Annotated in this window: 22 protein-coding genes; 12 read left to right on the top strand and 10 right to left on the bottom strand. The window is 68.1% G+C overall.

The genetic code is table 11. The annotated features are described in order from the left end of the window. Position 1: 1 nt before the first annotated feature. Together ACLFA2_RS00270 and ACLFA2_RS00275 are read left to right on the top strand one after the other, a co-directional pair. On the top strand, positions 2-1,249 hold the full coding sequence (locus ACLFA2_RS00270) for an alpha/beta fold hydrolase (RefSeq protein ID WP_426621830.1): 1,248 nt from the start codon (positions 2-4) through the stop codon (positions 1,247-1,249). Positions 1,250-1,305: 56 nt separating this feature from the next. After that, complete coding sequence (locus tag ACLFA2_RS00275; RefSeq protein WP_021200733.1) at positions 1,306-1,587, top strand: hypothetical protein; 282 nt, start codon at positions 1,306-1,308, stop codon at positions 1,585-1,587. Positions 1,588-1,676: 89 nt separating this feature from the next. Here the strand turns inward: ACLFA2_RS00275 and ACLFA2_RS00280 are convergent, their stop codons facing one another. From ACLFA2_RS00280 to glgA, 3 genes are all read right to left on the bottom strand, one after another. Continuing rightward, on the bottom strand, positions 1,677-1,934 hold the full coding sequence (locus tag ACLFA2_RS00280) for a type B 50S ribosomal protein L31 (protein WP_021200734.1): 258 nt from the start codon (positions 1,932-1,934) through the stop codon (positions 1,677-1,679). 91 nt (positions 1,935-2,025) lie between these two features. Next, complete coding sequence (locus tag ACLFA2_RS00285) at positions 2,026-2,811, bottom strand: ABC transporter ATP-binding protein (RefSeq protein ID WP_426621831.1); 786 nt, start codon at positions 2,809-2,811, stop codon at positions 2,026-2,028. A gap of 17 nt (positions 2,812-2,828) precedes the next feature. Then, positions 2,829-4,013, bottom strand: coding sequence for a glycogen synthase (glgA, locus tag ACLFA2_RS00290; protein ID WP_029260256.1), 1,185 nt, complete (start codon positions 4,011-4,013; stop codon positions 2,829-2,831). Between the two features lie 46 nt (positions 4,014-4,059). Between glgA and glgC the strand changes: the two genes are divergently transcribed. From glgC to ACLFA2_RS00305, 3 genes are read left to right on the top strand one after another with little or no spacing between them, the layout of a single operon-like run. After that, positions 4,060-5,301: a glucose-1-phosphate adenylyltransferase gene (gene glgC, locus ACLFA2_RS00295; RefSeq protein ID WP_021200737.1), complete on the top strand. Its 1,242-nt coding sequence runs from the start codon at positions 4,060-4,062 to the stop codon at positions 5,299-5,301. A 49-nt stretch (positions 5,302-5,350) separates the two neighbouring features. Then, positions 5,351-5,986 (top strand): phosphoserine phosphatase SerB, encoded by a 636-nt coding sequence (serB, locus tag ACLFA2_RS00300; RefSeq protein ID WP_021200738.1) that lies wholly within the window; start codon positions 5,351-5,353, stop codon positions 5,984-5,986. Between the two features lie 45 nt (positions 5,987-6,031). Beyond that, on the top strand, positions 6,032-6,727 hold the full coding sequence (locus tag ACLFA2_RS00305) for an alpha/beta fold hydrolase (protein ID WP_021200739.1): 696 nt from the start codon (positions 6,032-6,034) through the stop codon (positions 6,725-6,727). A gap of 15 nt (positions 6,728-6,742) precedes the next feature. Here the strand turns inward: ACLFA2_RS00305 and ACLFA2_RS00310 are convergent, their stop codons facing one another. Beyond that, on the bottom strand, positions 6,743-7,453 hold the full coding sequence (locus ACLFA2_RS00310; protein WP_031207704.1) for a beta-ketoacyl-ACP reductase: 711 nt from the start codon (positions 7,451-7,453) through the stop codon (positions 6,743-6,745). A gap of 307 nt (positions 7,454-7,760) precedes the next feature. Between ACLFA2_RS00310 and ACLFA2_RS00315 the strand changes: the two genes are divergently transcribed. From ACLFA2_RS00315 to ACLFA2_RS00325, 3 genes are read left to right on the top strand one after another with little or no spacing between them, the layout of a single operon-like run. Then, positions 7,761-8,036 (top strand): DUF3099 domain-containing protein, encoded by a 276-nt coding sequence (locus ACLFA2_RS00315; RefSeq protein ID WP_235045246.1) that lies wholly within the window; start codon positions 7,761-7,763, stop codon positions 8,034-8,036. After that, positions 8,033-8,227 (top strand): hypothetical protein, encoded by a 195-nt coding sequence (locus ACLFA2_RS00320; RefSeq protein WP_081859644.1) that lies wholly within the window; start codon positions 8,033-8,035, stop codon positions 8,225-8,227. Before ACLFA2_RS00315 ends, ACLFA2_RS00320 begins: the two co-directional genes overlap by 4 nt. Then, a complete protein-coding gene (locus tag ACLFA2_RS00325; protein ID WP_021200742.1) occupies positions 8,224-9,036 on the top strand; it encodes an SURF1 family cytochrome oxidase biogenesis protein in 813 nt (270 codons plus the stop codon). The genes ACLFA2_RS00320 and ACLFA2_RS00325 overlap by 4 nt, the downstream gene beginning before the upstream one ends. Positions 9,037-9,040: 4 nt before the next feature. Here the strand turns inward: ACLFA2_RS00325 and ACLFA2_RS00330 are convergent, their stop codons facing one another. The 4 genes from ACLFA2_RS00330 to abc-f are packed head-to-tail and all read right to left on the bottom strand — an operon-like array spanning position 9,041 to position 12,464. Beyond that, positions 9,041-9,490 (bottom strand): cupin domain-containing protein, encoded by a 450-nt coding sequence (locus tag ACLFA2_RS00330; protein WP_021200743.1) that lies wholly within the window; start codon positions 9,488-9,490, stop codon positions 9,041-9,043. Further along, entirely contained in the window at positions 9,487-10,110 is a 624-nt protein-coding gene (locus ACLFA2_RS00335) for a pyridoxine/pyridoxamine 5'-phosphate oxidase (protein ID WP_426621832.1), read from the bottom strand. The genes ACLFA2_RS00330 and ACLFA2_RS00335 overlap by 4 nt, the downstream gene beginning before the upstream one ends. A gap of 44 nt (positions 10,111-10,154) precedes the next feature. Further along, positions 10,155-10,823, bottom strand: coding sequence for an HAD family hydrolase (locus tag ACLFA2_RS00340; protein ID WP_152525916.1), 669 nt, complete (start codon positions 10,821-10,823; stop codon positions 10,155-10,157). A 42-nt stretch (positions 10,824-10,865) separates the two neighbouring features. Beyond that, positions 10,866-12,464: a ribosomal protection-like ABC-F family protein gene (abc-f, locus tag ACLFA2_RS00345; protein ID WP_029261766.1), complete on the bottom strand. Its 1,599-nt coding sequence runs from the start codon at positions 12,462-12,464 to the stop codon at positions 10,866-10,868. Between the two features lie 162 nt (positions 12,465-12,626). Between abc-f and ACLFA2_RS00350 the strand changes: the two genes are divergently transcribed. The 4 genes from ACLFA2_RS00350 (at position 12,627) to ACLFA2_RS00365 (ending at position 16,604) form a co-directional block, all read left to right on the top strand. Further along, positions 12,627-13,244, top strand: a complete 618-nt coding sequence (locus ACLFA2_RS00350) for a DedA family protein (protein ID WP_021200747.1) — start codon at positions 12,627-12,629, stop codon at positions 13,242-13,244. A gap of 5 nt (positions 13,245-13,249) precedes the next feature. Beyond that, positions 13,250-14,512, top strand: a complete 1,263-nt coding sequence (locus ACLFA2_RS00355) for a sensor histidine kinase (RefSeq protein ID WP_347125731.1) — start codon at positions 13,250-13,252, stop codon at positions 14,510-14,512. Then, a complete protein-coding gene (locus tag ACLFA2_RS00360) occupies positions 14,509-15,180 on the top strand; it encodes a response regulator (RefSeq protein ID WP_021200749.1) in 672 nt (223 codons plus the stop codon). The genes ACLFA2_RS00355 and ACLFA2_RS00360 overlap by 4 nt, the downstream gene beginning before the upstream one ends. Positions 15,181-15,278: 98 nt before the next feature. Further along, positions 15,279-16,604, top strand: coding sequence for an acyltransferase family protein (locus tag ACLFA2_RS00365; protein ID WP_426621833.1), 1,326 nt, complete (start codon positions 15,279-15,281; stop codon positions 16,602-16,604). A gap of 1 nt (position 16,605) precedes the next feature. Here ACLFA2_RS00365 and ACLFA2_RS00370 read toward each other — a convergent pair whose 3' ends face one another. Then, a complete protein-coding gene (locus ACLFA2_RS00370; RefSeq protein WP_021200751.1) occupies positions 16,606-17,199 on the bottom strand; it encodes a CbiQ family ECF transporter T component in 594 nt (197 codons plus the stop codon). Continuing rightward, positions 17,196-17,894, bottom strand: coding sequence for an energy-coupling factor ABC transporter ATP-binding protein (locus ACLFA2_RS00375; RefSeq protein ID WP_021200752.1), 699 nt, complete (start codon positions 17,892-17,894; stop codon positions 17,196-17,198). The genes ACLFA2_RS00370 and ACLFA2_RS00375 overlap by 4 nt, the downstream gene beginning before the upstream one ends. Between the last annotated feature and the right edge of the window lie 28 nt (positions 17,895-17,922).

Raw genomic sequence — 17,922 nt, forward strand, 5'->3', positions numbered from 1 at the left:
CATGAGCACCATCGTCCGCACGCTGCAGGATCTGACCGTCGAAGAGCACACGCTCACCGTCCCTCTGGTCTGGGGCGATCCGGCCGATCACCGCACCATCGAGATCTTCGCCCGCGTGGTCACCCGCGAAGGCGGCGACGCCCTCCCCTACCTGGTCTTCCTCCAGGGCGGGCCCGGGCATGAGGCTCCGCGCCCCTTCCACTCTTCGACATCGCCGGCCTGGCTCGACGAGGCCCTCGCCCACTATCGCCTGGTGCTTCTCGACCAGAGAGGGACCGGTCGGTCCACTCCTGTGGGCGACGGCGACCTCGAGCGCGGCTCGGCCGCCGTCGCCGAGCACCTCACGCATCTGCGCGCCGACGCGATCGTGCGCGACTGCGAGGCCGTGCGCGAGCACCTGGGCGCCACCACCTGGAGCGTGCTCGGACAGTCGTTCGGCGGCTTCACGACCTTGGCGTACCTCTCCACCGATCCCTCCTCGCTCGAAGACGTCTTCATCACCGGAGGCCTCAGCGCCGTGGGGCGGCACCCTGACGACGTGTATGCGCTCTGCTACGACAAGATGCGCGACGCCTCGGAACGCTACTACCGCCGTTTCCCGGAGCACCGCGATGTGATGCGACGGCTCGTCGAGCTGGCGGATGCCGGCGACATCGTCCTGCCCGACGGAGAAGTCGTCTCCCGCTCACGCCTCCGGTCTGTGGGATCGGCCCTCGGCACGAACGACGGCTGGCAGACCCTGTGGTCGATCCTGGAGCGCGATCCCTCCTCCAACGCCTTCCGGTACGACCTGATGCACGCGATGCCCTACGACGGCCGCAACCCGCTGTACTTCGCCTTCCACGAATCGAGCTACGCGGACGGGCACGCGACCCGGTGGTCGGCCGAGCGCACTGAACCCTCCGACTTCCGCGACGACCCCACGCTGTTAACGGGTGAGCACATCCGGCGCGAGTGGGCCGAGACGGTGCCCGCGTTCCGGCCATGGCGCGAGGTCGCCCTCGAGCTCGCCGAGTTCGAATGGCCGAGCATCTACGACGTGGCCGTGATCGCCGGGTCGGAGGCGACCGGTGCGGCCGCGGTCTACGTCAACGACGTCTACGTGCCATATGAGTTCTCTCTCGAGACGGCGAAGCTCATCCCGGGGGTGCAGCTCTGGCAGACGAGTGAGCACGAGCACAACGGGCTGCGTTCGGGACCGGTGCTGTCGCGCCTCATCGACCTCGCGCACGGTCGCCGCATCCGCTGAACATCTCCTCCCGAAGGAGGATGCTCTCGCTCCACCCGACGCCTACTCTGGAGCACATGGAACAGGGAGTGGGCGTGCTCGTCACGGTCGGAGTGCTGCTGCTCCTGGTCTCGGCGGTGATCGTCGTGATCGCCTTCGGCTTCTCGAGGGTGCCGATCGAGAAGAAGTACGAGACCAGTGGAGGGGGACTCGGCGGCGCATTCGACGCCGTCTGGTCTCCGTCTGCGCACGAGGCGGGTATCGAACGCGACCGCCAGACGCAGCGGACGGCCCCGGCACCATCGCCGGGGGATCCTCCAGACACGATCGACGACGGCCGGATCCGACTCGACCTCTGAGGTTTCGGGCACGGCCGCGAACGCAGCGGCCGGGGAACGAAGAAAGCCCCACGCTCCGAGGAGCATGGGGCCTTGTTCGTTGGCGATCGTTACTTGGACGAGCCGCCGAAGCCCTTGAAGCGCTGGTTGAACTTCTCGACGCGGCCGGCCGAGTCCATGATGCGCTGCTTACCCGTGTAGAACGGGTGCGAAGCCGAGGAGATCTCGACGTCGATGACGGGGTACTCCACGCCGTCCAGCTCGATGGTCTTGTCGCTCGACACGGTCGAACGGGTGAGGAACGTCTCGCCCGAACCGAGGTCGCGGAACACGACAGCCTTGTACTCGGGGTGAATGTCAGTCTTCATGGGATTCCTTAGTTGCTGCCCTGGATTGTGCCAGGGACGAGGGAAGTCTGCGGTGCAGAGAGCACCAAGGGTCGATTCTATCAGACCCGGATCAGGATGCTGCGCGGGCGGCGTAGCGGCCGCCCTCGCCGCTGAGCACGATCGGCATGCCGAACGTGTCGCTGAGAGCCTCGGCCGTGAGCGTCTCCGCGATCGGGCCCGCCGCGACCACGGCACCGTCCCGGATCAGCATCACGTGGGTGAATCCCACGGGGATCTCCTCCACGTGGTGCGTCACCATCAGCATGGCCGGGGTGGTCGGCGAGGACGCGTACCCGCTGAGGAGCGCGAGGAGCTCTTCACGAGAGCCGAGATCGAGCGAAGCCGTGGGCTCGTCGAGAAGCAGGAGCTCGGGGTCTGTCATGACGGCACGCGCGATCTGGACCCTCTTCTGCTCGCCGTCGCTGAGGGTGCCGAAGGTGCGGTCGGCCAGATGGTCGAGACGCCAGTCGCCGAGGACGCGGAGCGCGCGGCGCTCGTCGATGGCCTCGTAGCTCTCGTTCCAGCGGCCGAGCACGGAGTACGCGGCCGTGAGCACGGTGTTGAGAACCGTCTCGTCCCGGGGCACGCGCTTGGCCATGGCCGACGAGGCGAAGCCGATGCGCGGGCGCACCTCGAACACGTCGGTGCGGCCGAGCGTCTCCCCCAGCACCGTCACCGTTCCCGACGTCGGGTGCATGAGAGTGTCGGCCAGCTGCAGGAGCGTGGTCTTTCCCGCGCCGTTCGGGCCGAGGATCACCCATCGTTGATCATCGTCGACCTTCCAGGTCACGTGATCGATGATGTTGCGCCCCTCACGGCGCACGACGACGTCGGTGAATTCCAGAGCGCTCGGCATGCCTTCAGCCTATCGGCTCAGGCGGTCAGCTCCGCGTAGAGCGCGCGCGTCGTCTCGGCGATCGCCGCCCAGCTGAACTCCTCGCGCGCCCGCTCCCGTCCGGCCTCGCCGTACGCGCGTGCCCGATCCTGATCCATCGCCACCTCCGTGAGCACGGCGGCCAGATCCGCGACGTAGCGGTCAGGGTCCACCGGCGTGCCGGTGCCGTCCTGAACCTGCTCGATCGGGACGAGACGCCCGGTCACACCGTCGGCGACGACCTCAGGGATCCCACCGGTCGCGGTCCCGACGACCGCCGCCCCGCACGCCATCGCCTCCAGGTTCACGATCCCGAGGGGCTCGTAGACGGACGGGCAGACGAACGTCGTCGCGGCCGTCAGGACCGTCGACAGCTCGTCGCGCGGCAGCATCCGCTCGATCCAGATCACCCCGTCCCGCTCCTGCTGGAGCAGCCGGACGCCTTCTTGGACCTCCGCCATGATCTCCGGTGTGTCCGGCGCTCCGGCGCAGAGCACCAGCTGCACCTCTGGCGGCAGCAGACGCGCGGCCTGCAGCAGAAACGGCAGCCCCTTCTGCCGCGTGATGCGACCGACGAAGACGACCGACGGTCGAGCAGGGTCCATTCCGATCGATCGCAGGAACTGGTCGTCGCGTACCGGACGCCAGCGTTCGACGTCGATCCCGTTGTGGATCACCCGCACCTTCGCCGGGTCGACCTGCGGGTAACTGCGCAGGATGTCGGCACGCATCCCCGCGCTCACAGCGATCACCGCTGCGGCGTTCTCATAGGCCAGGCGCTCGATCCCGCTGGAGACGGCGTAGCCGCCGCCGAGCTGCTCCGCCTTCCATGGTCGAAGGGGTTCGAGGCTGTGCGCCGTGAGCACGTGGGGGATGCCGTGCAGCTGCGAGGCGAGATGCCCGGCGAAGTTCGCGTACCAGGTGTGGCTGTGCACCAGATCGGCCTCGGCGATAGCCGACACGATCTCCAGATCCGTGCCGAGCGTCTGCAGAGCGGCGTTCGCCCCGGCGAGCTCGGCGGGCGTGCGGTAGGCGAAGGTGCCCGCCTCGTCACGGGGTGCGCCGAACGCACGGACCCGGACGTCGACGTGCTCCCTGAGGGCCGCGACGAGCTCGGCGACGTGCACGCCGGCACCGCCGTAGACCTCCGGCGGGTACTCCTTCGTGATCATTTCAACTCGCATGTCTGAACGCTAGTACAGCGACGATGATGGCATCTATGGTGGAGCCATGTCCGCTCCAAAGAAGGTCTTCGGGATCATCCTCGCCGGCGGCGAGGGCAAGCGCCTCATGCCTCTCACGGCCGATAGAGCGAAACCCGCAGTGCCCTTCGGCGGACAGTACAGACTCATCGACTTCGCGATCTCGAACCTCATCAACTCCGGGTTGCGGCAGATCGTGGTGCTGACGCAGTACAAGTCGCACAGCCTCGACCGACACATCTCGCAGACCTGGCGGATGTCGGCGCTCCTCGACTCCTACGTGACCTCCGTGCCGGCCCAGCAGCGCCTCGGCAAACGGTGGTTCTCGGGCTCCGCCGACGCGATCCTGCAGAGCATGAACCTCATCAACGACGAGAAGCCCGACATCGTCGTCGTGATCGGCGCCGACCACGTGTACCGGATGGACTTCCGCCAGATGCTCGAGGCGCACATCGAGTCCGGTGCCAAGGCGACCGTCGCCGGCATCCGCCAGCCGCTCGCGCTCGCGTCGCAGTTCGGCGTGATCGACGCCGACGCGGAGTCCGGACGGATCAAGCAGTTCCTCGAGAAGCCGACCGACATCGCGGGCCTCGAGGATTCGCCCCACGAGGTCCTCGCCTCGATGGGCAACTACATCTTCGACGCCGACGCGCTGATCGCCGCCGTCGAGGCCGACGGGGAGTCTCCCGTGTCCGGGCACGACATGGGGGGCGACATCGTCCCCTACTTCGTCGAGCGCGGCGAGGCCGGCTACTACGACATGAAGCAGAACGAGGTCCCCGGTTCTTCTCCACGCGACCGGTCGTACTGGCGGGACGTGGGAACGATCGACTCGTTCTTCGACGCGCACCGGGACCTCATCTCGACGCTTCCCGTCTTCAACCTCTACAACATGGAGTGGCCGATCCACTCGCAGGCCGTCAACTCCCCGCCGGCGAAGTTCGTCAGGGACTCGGTCGGACGGATCGGCAATGCGATCGACTCGATCGTCTCCCTCGGCTCGGTGCTGTCCGGAACGCACCTGGAACGCAGCGTGGTCGGTCCGTGGACACTCGCCGGAGGAGGATCGACCATCACCGACTCGGTCGTGTTCGACCACGTGCACGTCGGCCAGGGGGCACGCATCCACCGGGCGATCCTCGACAAGAACGTGGTGCTGGCTGATGGAGCGACGGTCGGTGTGGACCGTGAACGCGACCTGGCGCGCGGCTTCACCGTCACGGAGTCAGGCATCACCGTCGTGGGCAAGGGCATCTTCATCGACCGCTGAGCACGTCACGCCGCACACCGACCACTCGAGCGATCGCTAGGCTCGACGGGTGACCAGCGCGCGCTTCCTCGTCGTCCTCGATGCCGATTCCACCCTCATCCGCAACGAGGTGATCGAATTGCTCGCCGACGAAGCCGGGCGGCGTGCCGAGGTGCAGGCCGCCACCGAAGCGGCGATGCGCGGTGAGGTCGACTTCTCGACGAGCCTGCGCTCGCGGGTCGCGGCTCTGAAAGGTGTACCGGTGTCGGCCTTCGAGCGCGTCCGCGCGCGCATCGAGCCCACGCCCGGCGTGCGAGAGCTGACTGCGGCCGTCCACGACCGCGGCGGGGTGGTGGGCGTCGTCTCCGGAGGATTCCACGAGATCCTCGACAGCGTCGCGCCGGCCCTCGGCGTCGATCGCTGGCGAGCCAACCGTCTCGACGCCGCAGAAGGCGTGCTGTCCGGCCTGGTAGACGGTGACATCGTCGACGGCGCGGCGAAGGCATTGTCTCTCCGGGAGTGGGCGGCGGAACTCGGGGTCGCTCCCCGGGCGACCATCGCGATCGGCGACGGTGCGAACGACCTGCCGATGATGGCGGTCGCCGGTCTCGGTCTCGCCTTCAACGCGAAGCCCGCCGTTCGGGAGGCCGCGAGCCTCGTCATCGGCCCGCAGGACTTGGCGGAGGTCATCGCCCTGCTGCCGTAAGGGAACGCTGTGGTGAAAGTCCGACGCCACCGCTAGCGTCAGCTCATGGACATCATCCTCATCCCGGGACTCTGGCTCGATGCGTCCAGTTGGGAAGAGGTGATCCCTGCCCTCGAACAGGCCGGGCATCGCGCACATCCCCTCACCCTCCCCGGCCTCGGCGCGCCCGCCGCCATCTCCGCGGGGATCGGCATCGCCGAATGGATCGACGCCGCCGTCCATGCCGTGGACGCCCTGCAGGGAGAGATCGTGGTGGTGGGTCACAGCGGCGGGGGCAACGTGGCATGGGGCGTCGCCGATGCCCGCCCCGAGCGCCTGAAACGAGTCGTCTTCGTCGATACCGTGCCGCCCCCTCCCGGGAGCGGCATCAGCGAGTTCGAGATCGTGGACGGGGTCGTGCCCTTCCCCGGTTGGGGCTTCTTCCCGGACGAGGACGTGAGCGACCTCGACGACGCGACCCGAGCGCGTACGACTCGCCTCACCCGCAGCGTTCCCGCGAGGGTGCCGACCGACGGCATCGTCCTGGAGAACCGCTCACGCCATCGAGTTCCGGTGACGCTGCTGATGGCTGGCCTCGATCAGGCCACGTTCGACGAGATGATCGACCAGTGGGGTGCGTACGCCGACGAATACCGGTCGATCGATGACGCCGAGGTCCTGCGCATCGGCTCCGGCCATTGGCCGCAGTTCTCCGTGCCCGAACGGCTCGGTGCGCTGATCAACGCGGCGACCGCGCGCTGAACACCGGTCTCGGGGTCAGTGCCCCATTCCGAGGCCGCCATCGACGGGGATGACCGCGCCGGAGACGTACCCGGCGTCGTCACCCGCGAGCCATGTCACCACACCCGCGACCTCATCGGGTGTGGCGAAGCGTGCGGCCGGGATGCTCGCCTTGTACTGCTTCTGGGTCTCTTCGGGGAGCTCGGCGGTCATGTCGGTCTCGATGAATCCGGGAGCGACGACGTTGGCGGTGATCCCGCGCGCGCCGAGCTCACGGGTGATCGATCGCGCGAAGCCGACCAGGGCGCTCTTCGACGCCGAGTAGTTGGCCTGGCCTGCGGAGCCGTAGAGTCCGACGACGCTCGAGATCAGGATGATGCGGCCGAAGCGTGCCCGGAGCATGCCCTTTGAGGCACGCTTGACGACGCGGAACGTGCCTCCCAGATTCGTCGCGACCACGCTGTCGAAGTCGTCTTCACTCATGCGCATCAGCAGGGTGTCCTTGGTGATGCCCGCATTCGCGACGACGATCTCCACCGGTCCCAACTGCTGCTCCACCTCGGTGAACGCCGCATCGAGCGCGGCCGCATCCGTGACATCCGCCCGGACCGTGAGAGTCCCCTCCGGCCCCTCGCCGCTGCGAGCGGTGACCGCGACGCGGTATCCGTCCCGCACGAAACGCTCCGCGATCGCGCGGCCGATACCGCGGTTTCCGCCGGTGACGAGGACGACGCGCTCAGCGCTCATGGGGACACTCCTGCTCTGGCCGGTGGCACGGGTTCCCGAGCCGTCATCGATCCTACCGACGATGCCGGGTCGATCCTCGGCTCCGCGATAATCGCGATCGGCGCGTTCCCCCTCATCGGCGTCTTCATCGGCTTCCTGTTCGTCGGAGCGCTCAGCCTGCCCGTCGTCTTCTCGCGCTGAACCGCCTCCGAACCGGCACGCCGAATGCCCGGTACCGGCGTAGGCTTGAGACATCGTGAAGAACGCGCGTCAAGTCCCGGCCGTCACCTCACTGCCGCAGTCTCCGCGGGATGAGGCAGACCATCGTGTGCGCCGTTATGTCCTGACGATGTCCATCCGCATCGCGTGCTTCGCTCTGATGGTGCTGGTCCAGCCGTACGGTTGGTACACCTGGGTTTTCGGGATCTCCGCCGCCGTGCTGCCGTACATCGCCGTGGTCTTCGCCAACGCGGGCAGCGACAGCACCGAGACCGGTGCCGAGTCGCCGGTTCAGGAGCTGTCCGCCCCGGCGCCCGCACCGATCGAGAGCCAGCCCGCGACACCACCGGTGTTCACGATCCACGAAGGCCCGAAGGACCGATGACAGACCTCGAATGCTCGCGTGCCGGCTGCCGGAGCGCGGCGACCAGACAGGTCGTATGGCGCAACCCCCGCATCCATGCCGCCGATCGGGAGAAGATCTGGTTGGCGTGCGATGAGCACGTCGCCTACCTCCGGGACTATCTGGCAGCACGTGACTTCCCTGTCAGTGTTCGGGATGGGATCCCCGCATGAGCGGACGTCTGACCCGATGGGCCGTCTACGTGCTCATCGCGATCGGTTTCGCGGTCGCGTGCGTCTTCCTGTCGAACTGGCAGTTCGAGCGCAACGAGACCAGAGCCGCGCAGATCGAGCTCGTTGAAGAGAACTACGACGCGAAGCCTGTTCCCCTCTCCGACCTCATCGGAGAAGACGGTGCCCTCGATCCCTCCGACGAGTGGCGACCGGTGATCCTGCAGGGCGAATACCTCGCCGACCAGCAGCTCCTGGTGCGCAACCGCCCGCACGGCGGGACGAGCGCCTTCGAGGTGCTCGTGCCGTTCCGCGACGTCGATGGTCGCATCTTCATCGTCGATCGCGGCTGGGTGCCGCCGGGTGACGGGGACGCGCCGGATTCGGTGCCAGCACCGCCGGAGGGCGAAGCCGAGGTCACCGTGCGTCTTCGCCCGGGTGAGCAGGTTCCGGCATCGGGCCGTGGCGCGCCCGAAGGTCAGGTGCCGACCATCAATCTGCCGACCATCGCCGATCTCGTCGACGGTGACGTGATCACCGGAGCCTACGGACGGATGATCAGCGAAGACCCGGCCGGCGCAGGGACGCTGGGGGGATTCGACTCCCCCACCGACGATCCGGGTCCGCACCTGTCCTATGCCATCCAGTGGATTCTCTTCGCGCTGATGGGCTTCATCTTCATCGGATACATCATCCGGACGGAGATCGTGAAGCACCGCGAGGAGGTCGAGGGAGTCCAAGCCCCCGTCAAGAAGTCGCGCCGCAAGGACCACGACGCCGACGTCGAGGACGAACTGCTCGACGTACGGTGACTCTTCAGCCGGTGCTCGCTCGGTCCGACCATGGCATCGGGCGCTCCGGTAGCCGCGAGCTGTCGTCCGGAAGGTGCGGCAGTTCCTCGCCGCCGGCGCGGAGACAGAGCCAGCGCAGTTCGCCCGGACTGTCCGGTCGCGCTCGCCACGTGCGAGCGACGCCCTGACCGACGCGGATCACGGTACCGGGGCCGACCTCCACCACATCGTCGTCCAGCCCCATCTGCCCTCGCCCTCCGAGGAACACGTAGACCTCTTCGATCTTCCGGTGCACGTGCCAGTAGCCGGCCTCTTCGCCCGGCTCCAACGCGTTCGCGGTCATCCCGATGTACTGCATCGTCAGCTCATGGTCGACGACGCGACGCCCGTCGCGCGATCGTGCGGCATCGAAGCCACCATGGTGGGTGCGCCACTCGTCGAGCGACCCGATCTCGAGCACCTGATAACCGCTCATGTCCGCTCCCCTGCGACTCTATATCTCGCCACACCGGCGGCCTCGCCCGTCACGCTGCGGCTCCAGCCGCCCTCCGCGCGCTGAAAGACGATCCGGCTGTGGTTCCGGTCCGCCGATCCCTGCCAGAACTCGACCCGCGCCGGGACGATCCTCCAGAGCACCCATTCCCCCGGCGCGACACCGCGACGAGCGTCAGCCGACCGCGCGGCGAGATCTGCGGCGCTCTCCACCTCGGACGCTTCCTGGATCATTCCCCGGACCCGCACGGCCCGTCGGAGCGGCTGCCACCAGAAGTTCAACGCCGCGGCAGGGCGTGCGGCGATCTGCTCGCCCTTGCGGGACGAGCGCGTCCCGGCGAACGCCCATCCTCGCGCGTCGACGCCCTTGAGGATCAGTGTCCTCGCATCCGGCACGCCGTCATCGTCGACCGTCGCCAGGGTCGCCGCGTGCGGTTCCGCGACCCCGCTCTCGGCGGCCTCTCCGATCCAATCGACGAATAACGGCACGGGATCTTCGGGAAGCCCTGCGAGATCGAGCGGCGGCGCGACCCCGGTGAGGGAAGGCTGCGCACGCAACCAGTCGCTGATGTCTGACGAGGACGGGGGATGCGCGAACGGCATGCTCTCGACTATGCCATGGGTCCGCCCCGGGCAGGGCCGAGTGGTCAGGCGAGTTCGGCGGAGGCGGAACCCACCGGGAGCGGCCCCAGGAGGTCGATCAGCTCGCCGAGCGTCGAGACCCGGCGGGTGTCTCCTGCCCACTTCTGGTGCCCGCCGTCGAAATGGACGAACTCCGCGCCGAGATCGTCCGCGATCTCTCGATCGTGATTGGTGTCGCCGACGACGAGCACATCATGCGCAGCCATCCCGGATGTCGCCAGCCATCGCGAGATCACATCGTGCTTGGAGGCGCGGAAGGGATCGTCGATCGACAGCACCGCTTCGAACGCCTCGCCCAGGTCGTGCGGGGCCATCTGCCGAGCGAGGGCATCCGGAAGAGTCGCCGAAGCGAGGACCTGGCGGATCCCTCGCTCACGGAGCACCGCGAGCGTGGCCCGCACGTCGGAGTGGAGCGGCGCCTCGCCGACGCGCTGGGCGAGCAGGTCGAGATACGTGGTTGCGGCCGACAGGAATCGGTCGTCCCCGAGTCCGACCGAGCGGTAGAAGTCCCGGATCGGGAAGCGGAAGACGGATCGGTACGCGTGCTCGTCGGCGAGCGGTTCGAGCGCGTGCTCCTCGAGCACGGCGTTCATGACCTGACGGCAGATCTCGGCATCGTCGAGCAGCGTGCCGTTCCAGTCCCAGCAGATCGCGCGGATGTGACCCAGCCCCATGTCCGTCACGATATCCCGGGCCGCCGACACGGAACCGACCCCCTAGGCGAGCTCGATGAGGTCCTGGTACTCCTGGCTCCAGATGTCCTCGACCCCGTCCGGCAGGATCAGCACACGTTCGGGGTTGAGTGACTGCACGGCACCGGGGTCGTGCGAGACGAGCACGACTGCGCCCTCGTAGTGCGCGAGCGCACCGAGGATCTCCTCGCGCGAGGCAGGATCGAGGTTGTTGGTCGGCTCATCGAGCAGCAGCAGGTTCGCCGACGACACGACCAGCGTCGCGAGCGACAGACGGGTCTTCTCACCACCGGAGAGGACGCCGGCGGGCTTGAGCACGTCGTCACCCGTGAACAGGAACGACCCGAGCACCTTGCGCGCTTCGGTCTCCGTGATGTGCGGAGCGGCCGAGACCATGTTCTCGAGCACCGAGCGGTTCACGTCGAGGTTCTCGTGCTCCTGCGCGTAGTAGCCGACCTTGAGGCCGTGCCCCGGCTCGAGCTGTCCCGTATCGGGCTGGTCGACGCCGGCGAGCATCCGCAGCAGTGTGGTCTTTCCTGCACCGTTGAGTCCGAGCACGACGACCTTCGAACCGCGATCGATCGCCAGGTCGACGTCGGTGAAGATCTCGAGCGAGCCGTACGACTTCGAGAGGCCGGAGGCCATCATCGGCGTCTTACCGCAAGGAGCGGGCTTCGGGAAGCGCAGCTTCGCCACCCGGTCCTCCTGACGCACCTCGTCCAGTCCGGCAAGCAGCTTCTCGGCGCGCGCGATCATCTGGTGCGCAGCAGCGGCCTTCGAAGCCTTCGCACCGAAGCGGGCGGCCTGCAGCTGCAGGGTCGTCGCCTTCTTCTCGGCGTTCGCGCGTTCCTTCTTGCGACGCTCCTCATCAGCCACCCGCTGACGCAGGTAGTTCTTCCAGTTCATGTTGTATGTGTCGATGATCTGGCGGTTCGCGTCGAGGTAGAACACCCGGTTGACGGTCTCGCCGACGAGCTCCACATCGTGACTGATCACGATCAGCCCGCCCTTGTAGCCCTTGAGGAACTCGCGCAACCACACGACGCTGTCGGCGTCGAGGTGGTTGGTCGGCTCGTCGAGGATCATCGTCTGCGCGTCGGAGAAGAGGATGCGCGCGAGTTCGATCCGACGGCGTTGACCGCCGGACAGCGTCGACAGCGGCTGGTCGAGGATACGGTCGGGAAGCGACAGGTTGTTGGCGATGGACGCGGCTTCGGCTTCGGCCGCGTAGCCGCCCTGCGCCTCGAACTGCTCGGTGAGTCGGGCGTAGCGCTTCATGGCCTTGTCGGCCACCGCGGGGTCGTCGGAACCCATGGCGAGGGCCGCCTCGGTCATGCCGAGGTTGAGCTGACCGAGCCCGCGGGCATCGAGGATGCGCGTACGCGCGAGGTCTTCGGGATTGCCCGAACGAGGGTCCTGCGGCAGGTAGCCGAGTTCCCCGGAGCGGGTGACGCTTCCGCCCGACGGGAGCACGTCACCGGCGAGCACCTTGGTGAGCGTGGTCTTCCCGGCCCCGTTGCGGCCGACGAGTCCGATCTTGTCTCCGTCGGCGACGCGGAACGAGACGTTCTCCATCAGCAGGCGCGCGCCAACGCGGATCTCGAGGTCGTGCACGGCAAGCACAGCGGACGTCCGTTCTTTCGGGGAGGTTGTCGGCCGATCGGCCAGCCTCCCAGTATAAGCGGCGTCGCCGGGAGTCGCGCTCAGCAAGATCACTCCGAAGGGTGAGGGTCCCGATACCCGAGAGGGATGCCCGGCTCGGGGTCCGCTGCATAACGTACGGGAGTGGACATCCTCAACGAGCTCATCATGCAGGCGATTGCCTCACCCTGGCTGTACCTGGTCCTGTTCGCCGTCACCGTCATCGACGGCTTCTTCCCCCCGGTTCCCAGCGAGACCGTGCTCGTCGCCGCGGCGGCGGTCACCGCCTCCACCGGCGAGGGAAACCTGGTGCTCCTCGGGCTCGTCGCCGCGATCGGTGCGGCGATCGGAGACAATCTCGCCTTCGTCATCGGGCGAGCGGTGGGCACGACGAGGTTCGCGTGGATGCGACGCCCCCGGGTGGCGGCGGCATTCGCTCACGCCCAGCGCGCACTCGACCGTCGGAGCGCGACGCTCATCCTCGGCGCCCGCTACATCCCGGTCGGTCGGGTCGCCGTCAACATGAGCGCGGGCGCTCTCCACTTCCCCTGGCGGCGCTTCCTCCCCTTGAGCCTCATCGCCGGGGTCAGCTGGAGCGTGTTCAGCCTCGCGATCGGTCTGCTCGCCGGCGCCTGGATCAAAGACCAGCCCCTGCTCAGCGCCGGGCTCGGCATCGTCATCGCCCTCGTCATCGGGTTCGTGATCGACCGGATCGCCGCGGCCCGTCGCCGCCGTGCGCCGGCGCCCCAGCTGGCAGGATGACAGTCATGGCACGACGCCGGGAGCGCACACCGCTCCGCCAACGGATCAACCGCCGCACCTCCGCCCTCGTGGCGCTGGGTGCGGCGGTCGTGGCGCTGTACGCGGTGATCGTCCCGCTGCAGACCCTCCTGTACGGCACACCGCTGCCGCTGTCGTTCATCCTCGGAGCTGTGCTGTGCGCTTCGCCGCTCCTCGCGATCTCACGTCCTCGCTGGGCTCTCATCCTGTTCACGGCGAGTGCGTTCACCCTGCCGCTCACGGTCGTGCCGGAGCTGGCGATCCAGTCTCCCTGGCCGTGGTCCGTTCCGGCACTCCTCGTCTTCGTCCTCTTCGTCGGCGTCGTCACTTTCCTCCATGGGACGAGGATCGGAGCCTTCGCCCTGATCCTCGGGGCGATCGCCTCGCTTCTCGCCCCCGTGCTCCGGCCCGACATGGTCGCCCTCCCGGCGTCATCCGCCAGTGCGACCGCCGACCTGATCGTCACGACTGCAGTCGCCTCCGCGATGTTCCTCATCGCAGCGCTGATAGCCGGGCGGGTCCGCGTCGCCGCCGAGCTGACGCGCGAGAAGGAGCACAGCGCGCTCGAGGAGGCCAGGCGCGCGCTCGTCGAAGAGCGCACACGGATCGCCAGGGAGCTGCACGACGTCGTCGCCCACAGCATGTCGGTGATCCAGGTGCAGGCCTCGACGGCCAAGTATCGGATTCCCGAGCTCGGCACCGCCGCCATCACGGAGTTCGACGACATCGCCGCCACCGCCCGGACCTCGCTCACGGAGATGCGACGCATGCTCGGGGTGCTCCGCACCGAAGACCAGAGCGCCGAACTGGCCCCGCAGCAAGGCGTCGACGACATCCCCGCCCTTGTCGACAGCATCCGCCGCGCCGGTGTCGACGTCGGACTCGTCCTCGAAGGAACCGAAACCGCCTCCGCCACACCTGCTGTCCAGATCGCCGCCTTCCGCATCGTGCAGGAGGCATTGAGCAACGCCGTGCGACACGCACCCGGTGCGCGCATCGCTGTGCGCGTGCGCGCAGAGGCGCCCAGCATCCACATCCAGGTGCACAACGACGCACCGCCGCACCGCGCCGAGAGTCACGGCACCGGTTACGGGCTCCGGGGCATGCGGGAGCGCGCCGAGATCCTCGGCGGCAGTCTCTCCGCCGGCCCCGCGTCCGACGGAGGATGGGATGTCGACGCCGTCCTCCCCCTCGACGCCGCCCCGGCCGGCACACCTTCATCCCCTTCCCCTGACAAGGAGAGCCTGTGACCATCAGCGTCCTCATCGCCGACGACCAGGCCATGGTTCGAGCAGGGTTCGCCGCGCTCCTCGACGCCCATGACGGCATCCGCGTGACCGGGCAGGCGGCGAACGGTGCGGAAGCGGTCACCCTCGCAGCGCGTCTCGATCCCGATGTGATCCTCATGGATGTGCGCATGCCGGAGCTCGACGGGATCGAGGCCACGAGGCGCATCCTCGGCCCCTCCTATCCGGCCGCGCACGTACCTCGAATCCTGATGCTCACCACATTCGACATCGACGACTACGTGTACGACGCGCTCGAGGCCGGCGCCAGCGGCTTCCTGCTGAAGGATGCTCTACCGGAGGAGCTCGTGCACGCGGTTCGGGTCGTCGCGGACGGCGATGCGCTGCTCGCGCCCAGCGTGACGCGCCGCATGATCGAGCAGTTCGCCGGCCGCCGCCCCCGCGCACCGCGCTCGGCGACGGCTCTCGCCGAGCTCACGGATCGCGAGCGCGAGGTGCTCGTGCTCATCGGTCGAGGTCGTTCTAACACCGAGATCGCCGCCGATCTCTTCATCGCAGAGCAGACCGTCAAGACGCATGTCGGCAAGGTGCTCGCCAAACTGAGCCTGCGAGACCGCGTGCACGCCGTGATCCTCGCGTACGACACCGGACTCGTCGAACCGTCGTCCTGACTCACCCCGTCGTAGGGGGTCGTGACGGCACCCACGGGTGATGCCCTCGCCGGCACCACCTCCATAGTCTCCTGGAACACCGCTTCCGAGGAGGACTCATGGCCATCGTCCAGGCACCGCGCGCCGTCAGCACCACAGCTCCCCCACGCGCATCCCGCGACACCGGGATCGACTTCCTCCGGGCCCTCTGCGTCCTCGGGGTCGTGCTCCTGCACGCCATCATGGTCGGCGTCACCGTGACCGATTCCGGACCGGTCTTCGCCAATGCCAGCGACGGGACCGGATGGATCGCGCCGCTCAGCTGGTTCCTCCAGGTGATGCCCCTGTTCTTCGTCATCGGAGGGTTCTCGGGTCTGCTGGCCTACCGGCGGATGCATCAGCGCGGAGGCACGGCCATCGGCTTCGTCGCCGGCCGTGTGCATCGACTGCTGCGTCCGGCGATCTTCACGATCGCGGTCATCGCACTCGCACTCGCGCTGCTCACGGTCTTCGGCGTTCCCGCCGACCTCATCGCGACGGCGGGATTCCGATACGGGCAGCCGCTCTGGTTCCTGGGCGTCTTCCTGCTCTGTCAGGCTCTGCTCCCTCTTCTCGCCTCCGCCCATGAACGCGCACCGCTGCGCACGATCGGCGCGCTGGTGCTCGCCTCGATCACCGTCGACGTGCTGCGCACAGCCACCGGCATCGACGGGCTGGGGTTCCTGAACCTCGCTTTCGTGTGGATGACCCTCCAGCAGCTCGGGTTCTTCCTGGCCGACGGCAGCATCGACCGCCTCGCCAGGCGCGTACGCGCCACCGCCGGGATCACGGCCCTCCTTCTGCTCGTCGCGACCTTCGCCTTCGGCATCTACTCCCCCGACCTCATCGCGAACATCAACCCGCCGACCGCGGCGCTCCTCCTCGTCGGAGTTGCGCACGCCAGGCTGCTGTCACTGCACCGCGAGCGTCTCGAACGGTTCAGCCGTCGGCCGCGGGTCGCCGCGTTCACCGCCTTCGTGACGGTGCGCACCATGACGATCTACCTCTGGCACATGCCGGTACTGCTCCTGATGGCCGGTGTCACCGCAGTGTACGCACTCGTCGCCGGAGCCAGCCTGCCGGCGTTGGACAGCGCGGGATGGTGGGCCGGGCGTCCCCTCTGGCTGGCGACGGCTCTCGCTCTCACCGCTCTCGTCGCCGTCGCCTTCACGCGATTCGAGTCGCAGCCCGCGCCCTCGGCGACGACCTCGATGCACCGCATCGTCATCGGAACCTTGAGCGGTCTGGTCGGGATCGTGCTCCTTCTGGTGCTCGGCACCTCGGTATCGACCGCGCTGATCGCGATCGCGCTGATCGGCGCCGCGCTGCGACTCTCGTCGCTGTCGGCTTCTCAGCGACCGACACAGCGAGCACGAGTCGCAGTCAACGCGCCAGTGCCGGCCTGAGTCAGACGATGCCCCGGGCCGCCAGCGCTTCGCCGACGTCATCCGCGTGCCGCAATGCGAGCACCAGCAGCGGCACGACGGTGCGGATCCCCAGGCGCACATCGCGGGCCTGCTCGGCTTCGCGCACGCGTGCGGCGAACCCGGCGATCACCGGGACTGTCGTGAGGGTGAGCGATATCGTCAGCGCCACCGCCTCCGGATCGACCCGCATGCTGCGAAGCGGACGGAGGAGACGATGGAGCACCGCGAGAAGGTCCGACATCCGAGTGGTCAGGGTCAGCAGGCTCGCCAGGAGGAGCACCGCCACGACCCTCCCTGTGCTGATCCACGCGGCGACGGGCGACACGAAGATGAGCAGCGCCGCGGCGAGGACGAGGACGATCCAGCGCAGACGCCAGGCCTCCGTGACGAGCACACGGAACGGCAGTCCGCTCAGGCCGTACAGCCCCACGACGATCGCGAGCGAGACGCCGATGCTCAGCGAGTCGTGCGGATACAGCGAGAGCACGAGGGCGCCGACAGCCAGGGCCGCGAGTTTGAAGCCTGCCGGCGCTCGATGGATGAGCCCCGTTCCCGGACGGTAGAGCGGGATCATGCGCACGCCCGCCGGTAGGCGTCGATCACGCGCGCCGGCTCACCGGAGGCGGCGATCCTCCCGTCCTCGAAGAGCAGCGCGGCGTCGCAGCGGGCAGCGAGGTCGAGGTCGTGCGTGACCACCACCACCTGCGCCTGCTGTGCGAGCAGGAGGTCGCCGATGCGGCGGGCGTTCCGTAGATCCAGCAGCGTGGTCGGCTCGTCGGCGACGATCACGCGCGGTTGCGCGATGAGCACCGACGCCAGCGCGAGCATCTGCTTCTGCCCACCGGACAGCATCGATGCCGGGACCTCGGCGTGCGCGCCCAGTCCGTTCGTCTCGAGGGTCTCCTGGACGCGCGCGGCCACTTCCGCCTTCGGGCGACCGCGCAACGACAGCGCGAGATCCTCGGCCGGTGTCGGCATGAGGATCTGCGCATCCGGATTGGTGAAGACGAAGCCCACGAGGCGGCGCACCGCTGCACGCTCCTGCACGGTGTCATGTCCGTGCACACGCACGGTGCCGCTGTGGGGTGTGACGAGTCCGTTCAGCAGCCTCGCGAACGTCGACTTCCCCGAACCGTTCGCCCCGATCACGGCGATCGTGGAAGCCGTGAGCTCGACGCTGATGTCATGCAGCACCGAACGTCCGTCGAGTTGCACCGACACCCGCTCGAGCGTGATCGGAGCCCCGGCGACCTGAGGGCACCCCATCATCTGATCTCCCCGTCACGGTCCTGAACAC

It is taken from the genome of Microbacterium sp. As-52 (genome assembly GCF_049949185.1).
Lineage (GTDB): Bacteria > Actinomycetota > Actinomycetes > Actinomycetales > Microbacteriaceae > Microbacterium > Microbacterium maritypicum_A.

Excerpts from the sequence above, each read along its gene's own strand:
- ACLFA2_RS00270 (WP_426621830.1), top strand. The coding sequence starts at position 2 with ATGAGCACCATCGTCCGCACGCTGCAGGATCTGACCGTCGAAGAGCAC.
- ACLFA2_RS00275 (WP_021200733.1), top strand. The coding sequence starts at position 1,306 with ATGGAACAGGGAGTGGGCGTGCTCGTCACGGTCGGAGTGCTGCTGCTC.
- ACLFA2_RS00280 (WP_021200734.1), bottom strand. The coding sequence starts at position 1,934 with ATGAAGACTGACATTCACCCCGAGTACAAGGCTGTCGTGTTCCGCGAC.
- ACLFA2_RS00285 (WP_426621831.1), bottom strand. The coding sequence starts at position 2,811 with ATGCCGAGCGCTCTGGAATTCACCGACGTCGTCGTGCGCCGTGAGGGG.
- glgA (WP_029260256.1), bottom strand. The coding sequence starts at position 4,013 with ATGCGAGTTGAAATGATCACGAAGGAGTACCCGCCGGAGGTCTACGGC.
- glgC (WP_021200737.1), top strand. The coding sequence starts at position 4,060 with ATGTCCGCTCCAAAGAAGGTCTTCGGGATCATCCTCGCCGGCGGCGAG.
- ACLFA2_RS00305 (WP_021200739.1), top strand. The coding sequence starts at position 6,032 with ATGGACATCATCCTCATCCCGGGACTCTGGCTCGATGCGTCCAGTTGG.
- ACLFA2_RS00310 (WP_031207704.1), bottom strand. The coding sequence starts at position 7,453 with ATGAGCGCTGAGCGCGTCGTCCTCGTCACCGGCGGAAACCGCGGTATC.
- ACLFA2_RS00320 (WP_081859644.1), top strand. The coding sequence starts at position 8,033 with ATGACAGACCTCGAATGCTCGCGTGCCGGCTGCCGGAGCGCGGCGACC.
- ACLFA2_RS00325 (WP_021200742.1), top strand. The coding sequence starts at position 8,224 with ATGAGCGGACGTCTGACCCGATGGGCCGTCTACGTGCTCATCGCGATC.
- ACLFA2_RS00330 (WP_021200743.1), bottom strand. The coding sequence starts at position 9,490 with ATGAGCGGTTATCAGGTGCTCGAGATCGGGTCGCTCGACGAGTGGCGC.
- ACLFA2_RS00335 (WP_426621832.1), bottom strand. The coding sequence starts at position 10,110 with ATGCCGTTCGCGCATCCCCCGTCCTCGTCAGACATCAGCGACTGGTTG.
- ACLFA2_RS00340 (WP_152525916.1), bottom strand. The coding sequence starts at position 10,823 with ATGGGGCTGGGTCACATCCGCGCGATCTGCTGGGACTGGAACGGCACG.
- ACLFA2_RS00355 (WP_347125731.1), top strand. The coding sequence starts at position 13,250 with ATGGCACGACGCCGGGAGCGCACACCGCTCCGCCAACGGATCAACCGC.
- ACLFA2_RS00365 (WP_426621833.1), top strand. The coding sequence starts at position 15,279 with ATGGCCATCGTCCAGGCACCGCGCGCCGTCAGCACCACAGCTCCCCCA.
- ACLFA2_RS00370 (WP_021200751.1), bottom strand. The coding sequence starts at position 17,199 with ATGATCCCGCTCTACCGTCCGGGAACGGGGCTCATCCATCGAGCGCCG.
- ACLFA2_RS00375 (WP_021200752.1), bottom strand. The coding sequence starts at position 17,894 with ATGATGGGGTGCCCTCAGGTCGCCGGGGCTCCGATCACGCTCGAGCGG.